Here is a 13,587-nt window from a genome sequence, read left to right as displayed (position 1 = left end):
GCATTTGTTATTTTGGAGTACGCATTTGTTATTTTGGAGTACGCATTTGTTATTTCGGCGTATGCATTTGTTATTTCGGCGTATGCATTTGTTATTTCGGCGTATGCATTTGCTATTTCGGCGTATGCATTTACTATTATTGAGGGCTTATCTTCTTAAACTGCGCGGATCAAGGGCATCTCTTAGCCCATCACCAAGTAAGTTGAATGCCAATACTGTGAGGATAATCAGAACAGCCGGCGGCCAGATTAACCAAGGTTGCAGTACCAAAATTGAAGCATTGCTAGCCAGAGATAACATATTGCCCCAAGAGGGGTCTGGTTGTTGAATTCCTAAACCGATGAGACTTAGTATTGCCTCTGCGCCAATAAAACTGGGAATTGCAAGAGTAGCAGAGATAACTACATAACTAGCCGTTTGTGGCAAAACGTGACGGATAATTATATAAATTGGGTTTCCGCCCATCGCACGCGCCGCTTGGACAAATTCTCGCTCTTTAATTGATAGTACCTGTCCCCGAATCACCCGTGCTAAACCAGCCCAGCTAATCACTGAAGTAATCACCACAATTAGCAAAAAGCGCTGGGTACTACTTAAACCAGCTGGTAAGACTGCGCCCAATGTTACCAAAAGATAAATACTAGGGAAAGTCATTAGCACTTCTGCCAAGCGCATAATGATGCTATCAGTTACACCGCCGAAATAACCAGAAATTCCCCCGATAAGCAAACCGAGGGGATAGGTAATAATAATGCCAAAAATCCCAATAAACATACTGATGCGACCGCCATGCAGTAAGCGACTGAATTGGTCGCGGCCTTGGTCATCAGTGCCGAAAATATTGACTTTTGCGCCACTTTTTGTGCCAAATAAATGCCAATTTAAGGGGATACCAGGAAAGATTGTGACTTCATCCCACGTAGGCGGTAGTGGCAAACTCATCTGCAACAATCGGTATTCTGCCCCAGAGACAAATAGACGCAAGGGTGAAGGCTTTGTTGAGTCTACAATCAGTTTGCGATCGCCTGTATCTAAATTGGTATCTCCCTGAGTCGTCGGATAAACATAAGGCCCGGTAAACTGCCCTGATTGAGAAACCCAGTGTATCTTAGTTGGTGGCAGCAGTGAACCATTAGGCTGTGAAGCATAGGGGTCATAAGGAGCTACGAAATCAGCTGCAATTACTCCTATATAGAAAATTAACAGCAAAATTGCCCCAAAGCGTGCCAAAGGATTTTTCTTAAGTCGTCGCCACCAATCCATAGTAGTTAGGAGTTATAAGTTAGGAGTTATGAGTTATTAAGCTTTTATCTTAATTCATAACTCATGATTAATAATTTTCAACTCCCAACCCCTGTACAGACAAGGGTTAATCGCGTTCCTAACTCTTAACTGCTAACTTCTCTAAATACCGCTGCTGTTCTTCCTGTTGTTTTTCATGTTCCACAACAAATACGTTTGAGTAGAGATTAGCAAGAATTTGTTTTCCCTGTTGTGTCAATGATAGGTAATGCAGTCCTTCTTGGATATAAGGATAGACGCCATTCCAATAAAACTTAGCGTAGTTGTTACGCAAATCGGCAGGGGTTTTATAGCCCAAAACTTTATTTACACCAGTTTCTTCAAATTCGTAAAATAAAGAAGTAATTTTCTTCAGGTAACGCGGGTCGCTTAGTTGACCAATCAAATCAGCAGCACGCACTAATCCTGCAAAGCACTTCGTATCTTGATGATCCTCTGCCGCAGGCACGGGAAATCGAGTCAATTCAATATTGCTCTTAATTGCCTCAGCATCTATTAACTTGTGACCTCCAAAACGCTCATCAATAAACAGCTTGGCTCTATCAACATGATACGGCGTCAGACTGGCATCAGAAGCGCCAGCAGCCACAGAAATCATTTTGCCATTTTTACCTGTGGCATATAAGTTTGCTGTTTCTCGGTCTTGTCGGCAAACTCCCTTAACATAGCCAATATCATGACTGACTAAAGAAATAATACAATGCAACCAGTCTTCACTAGAAACACCGCCTTCTCGGATGTGTTTGCCACGTAAAATTTCTTGTCCTACCAAGGTGACTAAGACTGTGTGTTCAACATTGTGATAAAGGGCATCGCTATTGGCAATGTTTTCCAAAGCCATGTTACCTGCCCAGGCGATAATGTCCTGATAATCATTTTTAAAGCAGCCATAAGTGCGACGATAGCCCTCTCGAATTTCATTTACGAAGGCATCAATTAAAATTTCAGTGGCATTGAACATATCTGCTTACTCTGGTAAATATCAATTTTTTATTGATTTGATTAGAGGCTACCCTTGCTGGAATTCCTTTGTAACTCACGTGTAGCTGTAGACGCTAGCTTTATCCATGTCTGGATACACGGCTTCCTGACAACCAAAGACTTTAGAGAAATGATTAATTACGTATAAAAAATAATTTACTGGTGTACCAAGGTACATAAATACTTTCGATTCTAATTAGATAAATCTAGATGAACTATATCAGTTTTTCATATCTAAGCATTGGTTGACAGTGATCTAAATACAGATGGTATGTGATACAGAGTAGCTCTATAAGATGAGAGAATTTTTTACCATAATCTACATAAAATTTATTATCCTTTATTAATAGTAATTTCTCTGATATATAAAGTTCTATTATATACTAATGCAGTTCAAAGACATTTACAATGAAATGCGTCATAGTTGATATCAAAGTAAATAAACTTCAAGTTTTCTTAAGAAAATATCAAGATTTGATATGTACAGACAGAAAGTAGAGGTAAAACTGTGAGCGATGAAAGTCTTTCAGAAGTTGAGGTGGAAGAAGCTATAACCTCTGAAGATAGGAATTTTTTGAGCAAATCAGATCGAAAACAAACCAGGGGGTGGTTGAAGCCATTATTCTTGGGTACTGGTTTAGGAATTGCGATCGCCTTGGTTGGGATGAGTGTATTAAATCGTTTTCCATCCCATCAAAAAAGTCCGGTAGCAGATAAAAAAGTTAACCCAGCGATGACAGTCACCATCGCCACAGTCGAAACCGCCCATGTTGTCCGTACACTCAAAACTACTGGGACTGTAGCCGCGAGTGATTTAATTCCGGTGCTACCGCAAACAAACGGCTTACAAATTAAAAGCATCCCCGCAAATGTCAAAGAAGGAGTTTTTGTCAAACAAGGGCAAGTGTTGGCAGTATTAGATGGTTCCATACTGCAAAGCCAAATTAGCCAAGCAAAAGCAGATGTGGAATCGAAACAAGCAGATGTGGCATCCAAACAAGCAGATGTGGCATCTAAGCAGGCAGATTTGGCATCAAATAGAGCAATAGTCCAGCAAAAACAAGCCGATTTAGCTCAAGCCAAAGCGAGGTTAGAGGAAGCAGCTAAGAATTATCAGCGCTATCAACAACTTGCTGACTCTGGGACGATTAGCAAACAAGAACTTGATACTCGTTCTTACGCCGTAAAAACTGCCATAGAAGTTGTAAACCTGTCCCAAGAAAATATACGTAGCGCTCAGGCTAATATCCGCAGTGCCCAAGCCAATATTAATAACGCCCAAGCGATCGTCAACAAAGCCAAAGCCGATGTCAAGAGCAGTGCTGCCAAAGTACAACAACTGCAAACTCAGTTAGAACAAACTGTGGTACGTGCGCCGGTTTCGGGAGTAATCGCCGAGAAGCTGGCTAGAGTCGGTGATGTCACTGGTATACCGCCGCAAACTCAGGTGGGAACGGTGATTGGTGGCACACAAAAGCTATTTTCGATTATCCGAGATGAAAAGCTAGAACTTCAGGCGAAAGTGCCCGAAACTCAACTAACTCAGGTGAAAATTGGTGCATCGGTGCAAGTTACTTCTGATGCCGATCGGCGGGTGCGATCGCAGGGACGAGTCAGGGATATACAACCACAGCTTAACGATCAAAGACGTGAGGCGACAGTGAAAATTGACTTGCCGCCAACAACTTTACTTAAACCAGGAATGTTTGCTAGTGCTGCAATTACTACTGACTCAGGCATGAGAATGGTAGTGCCACAAAAAGCAGTGCAGTCCCAAGCTGACGCAAGTGTAATTGTATTCATCTTATCGGGTGAAAATACAGTCAGCAGCCAGAAAGTCGAGTTAGGAGATCCTGGTAATAACGACACAGTGGAAATCAAGAGTGGGTTACAGTTAGGCGATCGCGTTGTACTTGAGGGTGCAGGCTATCTCAAAGATGGCGATCTGGTTCGAGTTGTAGATTGAAGGGAATAAGAATAAGGAATCGGGAATGGGGAAAAATAACCAATGACCAATGACCAAATAATTACTAATTCGTAATTCGTAATTCGTAATTCGTAATTAAAGAGGGTACAAGCCCCCACCAAATATGCAGATTTGGTGGTCTTCAATCAGTTGTGGGTTCAAGCCCCAAAGGAATTGTAACTACGAATTACGAATTATCAATTACGAATTATGTTGACTAATCCAAAATCTAAAATCTAAAATTTCCCGATGTCTTTTAATATCTCAGCCTGGTCGATTAAAAAACCTGTTCCGACGATAGTTTTATTTTTAATTTTGACAGTAGTGGGTTGGTTCTCCTTCATATCCCTGGGGATTGATACTAACCCTAATATTGATGTGCCAACAGTTTCGATCAAAGTCACCCAACCAGGTGCAGGCCCAGCAGAGCTAGAATCCCAAGTGACAAAAAAAATTGAAGATGCCGTCGCGGGGTTGGGCAATATCGATTACATGATTTCCACCGTTAGCGATGGGAATTCTAAGACGACAATCAATTTTGTTTTGGGTACAGATAGCGGATGTCCGCAATGCGATCGCTCAAATTCGCCAAGATTTACCCCAAGATATTAACGATCCAATTGTGGAACGCCTAGAATTTTCCGGCGGCCCGGTGATTACTTACGCAGTTAAATCAGATCGGCGTTCTGTAGAAGAGTTAAGCAATCTCGTAGACCAAACTATTAGCCGTGCCTGGGAGTTCGTGGTGTAGCACAAATTCAGCGCGTGGGTGGTGTTGACCGATAAATTCGCATTAATCTTAATCCAGACCGCTTACAATCTTTAGCGATCACCGCCACTCAGGTAAACGACCAAATCCGCGCTTTGAACATTAATTTACCTGGCGGACGTGCCGAAGTTGGTGGTAGCGAACAAAGTATTCGTACTTTAGGAAGTGCCACCAGTGTCGATATTTTGAAAACCTATGAAATCGTCTTACCACAAGGTGGTTCCGTACCTTTATCTAGCCTGGGAACTGTAGAAGATAAATTTGGTGACGTGCGCCAAGCCGCCCGCTTGAATAATCAACCTGTGGTAGCTTTTCAAGTTTTGCGTAGTACTGGCAGCGTTCTAGTGACTGTGGAAGAAGGAGTGAAAGCAGCAGTCAAACAACTGGAAAAAACCCTTCCCCCAGATGTCAAGCTGGATTTAATTTTTACTAAAGCCGATATTGTTCGCCAATCTTACCAAAGCACCATTGATGAATTGATTCAAGCTTCGGTGCTAGCGGTCATCGTTATTTTAGTGTTTTTGCGGGACTTGCGAGCAACATTAATTACCGCTGTCACCTTACCACTATCAATCATTCCTACCTTCGCAGTGCAGCAAGCTCTTGGTTACACCCTCAACAACATGACTTTGTTGGCATTAGCCCTGGCGGTGGGCAATTTGGTCGATGATGCCGTTGTCGAAATTGAAAACATGGAACGCCATATCGCTATGGGTAAATCAGCTTGGGAAGCTGCTTTTGACTCTTCCGACGAAGTAGGATTAGCAGTAATCGCAAGTTCAGCGACGATTATTGCAGTGTTTCTGCCCGTTGCCTTTATGGGTGGGATTCCGGGACAATTTTTTCAACCATTTGGTGTTACCGTTGCCGTTTCCACAATTTTCTCAACTCTTGTAGCGCGGATGGTTACGCCGATGATGGGGGCGTATCTTTTAAAGGAGGCAGAGGGGCAGGGAGGTAGGGGAGTAATAAAAATTTTTAATTTTAAATTTGCACTTCCAGGTAGCGGGAACGGAGGTAAAAAACTCACAACTCAAAAGCGTCCGGGTTTTCAACCTTATAGATCGCTATTACAGTGGGCGTTACGCCATAGATTGACAACAATGGCGATCGCTTTCGCTTTTTTTATTGCCAGTCTGATGCTGGTTCCCCTGATTCCCAAGGGTTTCGTTGATGATGGTGATTTCGGAATTTCCAACGTATCTATAGAATTACCTCCTGGTTCCACTTTGTCAGATGTTAACAAGGTAGTTATACAAACAACTGACATTATCCGGCAAAACCCAGTAGTTGAACGCGTACTAGCAACAGAAGAGATAAATTCTGCCAGTCTTGCGATTAATCTTAAACCCAGAGAGGAACGAAATATTTCCCAAAAACAGTTTGAGGAACAAGTCCGTCCTGACTTTCAACAAATACCAGGGGCTAGAATTAGTTTTCAAAGTCAGTCACCGGGTGACAGTCGTAAAGCTTTATCAATTGTCCTCAGAAGTGAAAATCCCGAAGCATTGAATCAAGCTGCTGATGCCTTAGAAAAGCAGATGCGATCGCTAGCTGGATTGGTAGAAGTAGCTTCTACTGCAAGTTTGGTAAAACCAGAGATTTTGGTAATTCCTAAACCACAACGGGCAGCAGATTTGGGGGTGACAGTACAAGCGATCGCTCGGACTGCTTCCCTTGCAACCATCGGCGATAATGAGGCGAACTTGGCGAAATTTAATTTAAGCGATCGCCAAATCCCTATTCGCGTCCAAATCGATCCGCAAGCGCGTGCTGATATCAACACAATCACAAATCTCCAAGTCCCCAGTCAAAATGGTAGATTAGTTCCCCTTGTAGCAGTGGCAGATATCCGCTTTGGTAGCGGCCCTGCTACCATCAACCGTTACGATCGCGCCCGTCAAGTAGCTGTAGAAGCCAACTTACAAGGGATTTCTTTAGGAGAGGCAGTCCAGACAATCAACAAACTACCTGTAATGCAAAACTTACCGCCAGGAGTAGTACAGCAACCATCAGGTAGTGCCAAAATTATGCAAGATATTTTCAGTCGCTTTGGCGGTGCGTTGGGGCTGGCATTAATGTGTATCTATGCAATTCTGGTGCTGCTGTATAACAACTTCCTTCATCCATTATCGATTATGGCAGCCTTACCCTTTTGTTTAGGCGGCGCATTGGTAGCGTTGATGGTTGCTCAAAAACCCTTGAGAATATATGCCCTGATTGGGATCGTGTTGCTGTTGGGGATTGTCACCAAAAACTCGATTCTGTTAGTTGACTATACAATCATCAACATTCAGTCAGGTAAAACTCAGTGTCAGGCACTCGTAGAATCAGGCGTATCACGTCTGCGCCCAATTTTAATGACTTCTTTAGCAACGATCGCTGGGATTCTACCCTTAGCATTGGGAATTGGCGCGGGTTCTGAAGTTCGACAACCAATGGGAATTGCCATTATGGGCGGTTTTACAACTTCTACTCTGTTGACACTGGTGGTAGTGCCAGTGATATTTAGCTACATTGACAACTTTCAAACTTGGATTATGGATAGATTGCGCTATGGCTTTGGCAAAAAACCATCGCGCCAATAATTATAGAGACGGCGATTTATCGCGTCTCCTTAACCGATGTAACTTGTATGATTAGGAAAAGCTATAACATTATAATTTTTTTAGTTGAATTATATTTTTTCTGTATCCTTACTAATAGATGACTTAATAAGTGTATACTCGATCGAACTCACAGGAAACATAATTCCCGGCTTCTTAGTAGGAGGATTTAGTGTGTTGAATATTCTATCCCAGAATCCCTGAATGCCATAGTTTCCATGAAAGCAAGTATGATGAAGATCGTGGAAATCTGATGGAATAAAAAATATTGACAAAGAACTATGACCTTCTAAGTTGTAAGCATTGCCTATAACGCTCCATGCACACAGTTGAGTGATGTCATATCCAAATATAAAAATAGGCAAAACGTCAGCGATCGCAACAATAATATATTCAATCAAACTCTTGTGTCCAGCAACAAAACTTGATGAGTCACGAAACTCATGATGTTTCAGATGGATTTTCTGCAAGAATCTTGTGTGCAAGAGCCGATGAGCAACATAAAAACAGAAATCAGCAGCAACTATTCTCATCAAGAACCATCCAAGATTTAGGAGTAAGCTATTTCCTCTATGAACCTCTGGAGCTAGATATAGAATTATGAATGCTAATAGAAAAGCTTTAATTTCTCCTGTAATTATGCCTTTGATAGTAAAGGAAGGAAATTCTTGATTTTTGACTTTCTTGACCCTTGCTGTCAGCTTATTTCTTAAAACATCCTTACTTTTGATTCCTTTTTCAATGAGAATGCCAATACTATAAAATGAGATAGAACCAAGAAGCCAATACAACAACACCTGCGTTATCAAGTCGATCTCAAGATTGTTTAACAGCAAATAGAATACCTGCTGAACAATGGTACAACTAATAGCGATCTTGAGATAAAATTCGATTTCAAAACAGAAATTCAAAATTTTTTGCATCTCTGTAACCTTATAGTATGTGACTAAGGCATGTTCTGTTAAGCTTTGATATCTTGAACAATCCGAAAACCAGCGTGCTGATAAAAATTGGGACGGAACCAGTTGCGGTAATATTTTAAAGCTTCTGTACCATTAGTTATCCAACACCCTCCTAACATCATTTGATGTTTATCATCAAAAAAGATGGCAGAATTATCTTCGTAAAGAAAATGAGGTTGATATCCTGCAATCGGGTTTAAGTTATTACTCAACCATTCCCAAACGTTACCCCGCAAATCGTACAATCCCGAATAACTTTTGGCTGTTTCTAACATCCCAACAGGACTAGGTGAGCCAAATTTTAAATTGAGATTATAATTTTCGACATCATCTAATAAACTATTACTATAAGTTGCTAAATGGTATTCTGGTTCACTCATTAAGCGAGTATCTTTCCCTTGCCAACGACAATAGGCTATTGCTTCATAGTGATTGACTTCCACAGGCCAATCTAGGGGTAAGTTAATTTCATCAAACATGGCTCGATATTTGTAGCTACCATTTTCATGTAACCAAAATTTAGGACATTGAATATTGTATCGAGTTTTCCAATTCCAAGATTCTTCATCCCAATATTCTTGATTTTCGTAGCCACCAGCCTTAACAAAATAGATAAAATCGGCATTGGTAATCAGATATTTACTGGCGAAAAAGGGTGCAACTTCAACAGTGCGATCGCCATAATCAATATCCCATCCATAAGTTGAATCATCTAAGGCTTTACCGAGTTTTACTACCCCACCAGCAACTTCTATCATTTCGTTCTGATGAGTGTAACCATTAAAAGGGGCATATTGCCAATTTTGAGGACGTTTCACTCTCTCAATAGGCAGTTGGCGAATTAACATCGAAGAAGTTTCAATGTGAATACGTTGGTGTTCAATCCCCATCATTAAAGCCCAAAGAGGATGATTGGGATGAATTGGCAGAGTAATTGGGGTTGTCTTAATTAGTTCAGAAATTACAGAATATGCTTGTTCTCGATACTCCCAAGTTTGTGAAACTTGCGGCCATTCTAAATGATCGATCGCTGCATTTAACTCTTCTGGTTTTTCTGGATCGACTCCAATTTCAAACAAAATTTCATACTCTGGATTGAGGCTTTTTTCTAATAATCCCACCTGAATTAATTTATTAATATAGAAAATAGCCGAATGTCCTAGATAAAAAATTAGAGGATTTCTCAAAGGGTCAGGATTGAGATAAAATGTCTCTTCCCCAACTAGACTTTTCAATAACATATCTTCTAAGTGCCAAGCATTCTCAAAGTAATTGAGGATAACTTGGTTATTACAACTATCAAGTTTTGGAGGTTTAGCAGATTGCAGACTATTCATGGTTAAATTACTATTACAGAACAATGAAACAAATTAATTATTTATAAATCCGATTTGATTCCTGAATTTAATTGTATAGATAGTGAACACGGAATAAAAAATAGATATGTACTGAGTTTTGTGAAAAACCAAATATGAGTACTATAGAATGTGTTAAACACAATAGTAATGAAGGAGGTATCAAATAAGATTCTTAAATATGACAGATTTATTCTTTAATAGCAATACTTCTTGTTCAATAATTAGTTTTTCAAATAGCTCTAAAACTGTATCGACTTAGTGTAGTAAAACTGCTAATTTGACTAATTTAATATTTGTTGAATAATGAAACTATCAGCTAACAAGTAATTCAGTCCGAATAAACATAACTACATTATTAAAAATAAAGACTATTGAAACTCTTATCAATGACAAATTACAACCTTCTTTAGGCACTAGTAATTCACTGCTTCTTGACGACATGGTACGGATAACTTGCTTCTATGTAGGTGGGTAAAGTAATGATTAGAACTTTGCAAGACGCATCTCCAATTATCATTGCACACCGGGGTGCTAGCGGCTATCGTCCAGAACATACTTTAGCTGCTTATGAGTTAGCGATCGCACTTGGGGCTGATTATATTGAACCTGATTTAGTTTCTACCAAAGATGGTATTTTAATTGCTCGTCACGAAAATGAGATTTCTGAAACCACCGATGTTGCAAGCCATGCAGAATTTGCTCACCTGCAAACCACCAAAATAATTGATGGCGAATCAAAAACTGGCTGGTTTACTGAGGATTTTACCCTAAAAGAACTAAAAACACTACGAGCTAAAGAGCGAATTCCTCAACTGCGATCGCAAAATACCACCTATGATGGACTCTTAGAAATTCCCACGCTGCAAGAAATCATCGATTTAGTCAAGGTTAAAAGTGGCGAAATTAATCGAGCGATTGGCATTTACCCAGAAACGAAGCACCCAACTTACTTTCAATCTATTGGGTTAGCCCTAGAAGCACCCCTACTTGCAACTTTAACAGCTAACGGTTATCAGGGAGCTAACGCACCTGTTTTCATTCAGTCTTTTGAAGTGGGTAATTTACAAGATTTATCTACAAAGACTGATTTACCTCTGGTGCAATTGCTGAATAACAGTGGTAAGCCTTATGATTTTGTCGTTAGTGGCTGCGAACACACCTATACAGATTTAGTCACAGCATCAGGTTTAGCAGAAATTGCTGAATATGCACAGGCGATTGGGATTCATAAAAATTTACTGGTTCCTAGAGACAGCAATGGTAAATTGCGTAGACGCAAAGCGGCTTGTCGCCAGATATCGCCTACATCTTTAGTCATTGATGCTCATGCGGCTGGTTTGCTAGTTCATGTTTGGACTTTCCGCAATGAAGACTGTTTTTTGCCACTGGATTTTCAAGGAAATCCTCAAGGTGAATATGAACTATTTTTCAACTTAGGTGTTGATGGCGTATTTAGCGATTACCCAGATACGGCAGTTCACGCCTCTACTGTTCAGTGGTAATTTGGTAAAGAAATAAAAAATCATAGAAAAGTAACATGGTTCTACTTAAGTGGAAATCGCATATAATAACAGCAATAACCTTGACTGCAATCAGTCTTACTGCATCCAAGTCGGCATTGGCGGCATCTCTGTACTCAGTTACTGACTTAGGCAGTCTTACAGGAGAAGCCTACAGTTACGCTACAGACATTAATGACTCAGGTGAAGTAGCGATTAATTCTTTGGACAGTTCTTTTTTTTACAGTAATGGTTCGCTCAAAAAAATTAGTCCGTTGCCTGGCGATAATGTACTTGCAGTGACTGGTATCAATAACTTGGGGCAAGTAGTTGGTAATTCTATCAGTAACACAGACAGTGATAATAACGTCTTTATTTACAGTAATGGAACAACGCAAAATACTGGTATTAAAGGCATTCCTTATGCTATCAATGACTCAGGTGAAGTAGTTGGCGGTACAAGTGGTGGCGGTATATTCCCAAAACTTGCCTTTCCCTTTGGAGCCGCTTTCCAATACAGCAATGGCACGACGACTATTATTAACAATAACTTAAAAGAAAATTATGTTGCCTATGGCATAAATAATTTAAGTCAGGTAGTTGGCATTTTCGGTTCTTCCAACCGAGCCTTTTTATCCGACAACGGTATAATCACTAATCTCGGTACCCTCCCTGGTGACAGTTACAGTCAAGCAAATGATATTAATGACTCAGGACAAGTAGTTGGTAGTTCGGGACTCACTGGAGTAAATGATACTCGTGCTTTTCTGTACAGTTCCAGCACGGGACTCGAAAACCTCGGTAGGTTACGTCCTACAGATTTGTTTAGTACTGGTTTGGGGATCAACAATTTGGGTCAAGTAGTCGGGTTTTCTGGCAATAACAATAACTTTTTTGCAGCAGATGGCAATGGTTTACGGGCTTTTCTTTATAGTGATAACACTCTCTACGACTTAAATGACCTGATTGCTCCTGGTTCAGAGGCTGGCTTTACCTTGACAGCAGCATCTGCCATTAATAATAATGGACAAATTGTCGGTCGTGGTGCAGTTAATGGTGAATTACATGCCTTCCTTTTGACGCCAACCTCATCTGTCTCTGTAGCTGAACCAACTTCAAGTGTTCCTATTTTGTCGTTTGGTGCTGTTGTAATTTTATTTGCAACGTTCAAGCGCAAACCTCACTCTAGCAATGCAGCCATACAACAAACAAGTTAATGCAATAACTTTAGGCAGAAAAAATGATTAGTTGGAAATATGCATTTATAAAAATGCTAGTTGAAAATCTTTAAGATATGTCTCTAGGCCGTGCTTAGAGACACATTGTACTTTAGGCAAGGGATGACATCACTGCTAAGTTGTTCTCGATTTTCACAAACTAGTCATCACCTGAGCTAATTGATTAGATAAATCAATTGCAGACTCCTGGTATTTTTTAAATAAAACTCCAGCTAATAAATAATAATTACCAGAATAAAATGCCATCTGATTTTTTTGGAGTTGTTCGATGTGCTTCTTTACCTTGGGATCGGAGCTATAGTAGCCGAACTGCAAAGGTAACACCATGAAGTTTTGAACATAATAACCATTCTGCTTTGCTAGGTTCAATGTATTTATTGGATTAGAAAAGCTAGATATTAAAACCAACACATTTTCATAACCTAACGATAAAAGCTCGTTGGTAACTGTAGCTCCATCTACACCCCCAAATAATAGTGGCATATAAATATCGTTATCTGGTGCGGGAAGATACGGTGGATTGGCTACAAGATACTCAGCATCGGGTTGAGAAGAATTAAACAAAGATGAATTATGGATGATGTATTTATTAGTGAGATTGTATTCATCAATGGTTGAATTTGCGACTTTCCATGCAGAAGTATTTAATTCAAATCCCTGGATGACTCCATCAAACTTGTTTCTCAATAAGGAATTAATTACAGGGCTGCCATCTCCTGAACCAAACTCCACAATAGATTCAGAATTTTGACAATTTCTGATCACAAAGCTTTCTAAGCAGTTGGAGTAGAAATTAGATTCTTCAGGGCAAAAAAAGATATCTTTCATTTGACTGCACTTCAAAGTGTATGGTATAATCAATTTAATGGGGGGTTATTTGCTGTTTTATGTTTAGGTAATTAAAAC

General features: G+C 40.1%; 8 protein-coding genes and 1 pseudogene. 4 read left to right on the top strand and 5 right to left on the bottom strand.

Annotated features, from left to right (window positions below):
- Positions 1-147 precede the first annotated feature (147 nt).
- The gene (locus ACFE93_RS19985; protein ID WP_375475478.1) at positions 148-1,263 is read right to left on the bottom strand and encodes an ABC transporter permease; all 1,116 of its coding nucleotides are present in this window, start codon (positions 1,261-1,263) and stop codon (positions 148-150) included.
- Between the two features lie 118 nt (positions 1,264-1,381).
- Positions 1,382-2,263 (bottom strand): Npun_R2479 family HD domain-containing metalloprotein, encoded by an 882-nt coding sequence (locus tag ACFE93_RS19980; protein WP_375475476.1) that lies wholly within the window; start codon positions 2,261-2,263, stop codon positions 1,382-1,384.
- Positions 2,264-2,791: 528 nt separating this feature from the next.
- Here ACFE93_RS19980 and ACFE93_RS19975 point away from each other — a divergent pair.
- Together ACFE93_RS19975 and ACFE93_RS19970 are read left to right on the top strand one after the other, a co-directional pair.
- Positions 2,792-4,249, top strand: a complete 1,458-nt coding sequence (locus tag ACFE93_RS19975) for an efflux RND transporter periplasmic adaptor subunit (RefSeq protein ID WP_375475474.1) — start codon at positions 2,792-2,794, stop codon at positions 4,247-4,249.
- Positions 4,250-4,498: 249 nt separating this feature from the next.
- A pseudogene (locus tag ACFE93_RS19970) lies at positions 4,499-7,606 on the top strand (efflux RND transporter permease subunit).
- An 89-nt stretch (positions 7,607-7,695) separates the two neighbouring features.
- On the opposite strand, the gene ACFE93_RS19965 reads toward ACFE93_RS19970, so the two are convergent.
- Complete coding sequence (locus ACFE93_RS19965; protein WP_375475472.1) at positions 7,696-8,547, bottom strand: sterol desaturase family protein; 852 nt, start codon at positions 8,545-8,547, stop codon at positions 7,696-7,698.
- Positions 8,548-8,585: 38 nt separating this feature from the next.
- Positions 8,586-9,923, bottom strand: a complete 1,338-nt coding sequence (ovoA, locus tag ACFE93_RS19960; RefSeq protein WP_375475470.1) for a 5-histidylcysteine sulfoxide synthase — start codon at positions 9,921-9,923, stop codon at positions 8,586-8,588.
- A 500-nt stretch (positions 9,924-10,423) separates the two neighbouring features.
- Here ovoA and ACFE93_RS19955 point away from each other — a divergent pair, with 500 nt between their 5' ends.
- Together ACFE93_RS19955 and ACFE93_RS19950 are read left to right on the top strand one after the other, a co-directional pair.
- Entirely contained in the window at positions 10,424-11,446 is a 1,023-nt protein-coding gene (locus ACFE93_RS19955) for a glycerophosphodiester phosphodiesterase (protein WP_375475468.1), read from the top strand.
- A gap of 80 nt (positions 11,447-11,526) precedes the next feature.
- Entirely contained in the window at positions 11,527-12,660 is a 1,134-nt protein-coding gene (locus tag ACFE93_RS19950; protein WP_375475466.1) for a DUF3466 family protein, read from the top strand.
- Between the two features lie 153 nt (positions 12,661-12,813).
- Here the strand turns inward: ACFE93_RS19950 and ACFE93_RS19945 are convergent, their stop codons facing one another.
- Positions 12,814-13,509, bottom strand: coding sequence for an SAM-dependent methyltransferase (locus tag ACFE93_RS19945; protein ID WP_375475464.1), 696 nt, complete (start codon positions 13,507-13,509; stop codon positions 12,814-12,816).
- Positions 13,510-13,587 lie beyond the last annotated feature (78 nt).

Origin of the sequence: uncultured Nostoc sp., from assembly GCF_964247315.1 — a bacterium.
Lineage (GTDB): Bacteria > Cyanobacteriota > Cyanobacteriia > Cyanobacteriales > Nostocaceae > Nostoc.
Note: the sequence above shows the minus strand (reverse complement) of the source record. Positions and strands in the feature narration are given on the sequence as shown.

Excerpts from the sequence above, each read along its gene's own strand:
- ACFE93_RS19985 (WP_375475478.1), bottom strand. The coding sequence starts at position 1,263 with ATGGATTGGTGGCGACGACTTAAGAAAAATCCTTTGGCACGCTTTGGG.
- ACFE93_RS19980 (WP_375475476.1), bottom strand. The coding sequence starts at position 2,263 with ATGTTCAATGCCACTGAAATTTTAATTGATGCCTTCGTAAATGAAATT.
- ACFE93_RS19965 (WP_375475472.1), bottom strand. The coding sequence starts at position 8,547 with ATGCAAAAAATTTTGAATTTCTGTTTTGAAATCGAATTTTATCTCAAG.
- ovoA (WP_375475470.1), bottom strand. The coding sequence starts at position 9,923 with ATGAATAGTCTGCAATCTGCTAAACCTCCAAAACTTGATAGTTGTAAT.
- ACFE93_RS19955 (WP_375475468.1), top strand. The coding sequence starts at position 10,424 with ATGATTAGAACTTTGCAAGACGCATCTCCAATTATCATTGCACACCGG.
- ACFE93_RS19945 (WP_375475464.1), bottom strand. The coding sequence starts at position 13,509 with ATGAAAGATATCTTTTTTTGCCCTGAAGAATCTAATTTCTACTCCAAC.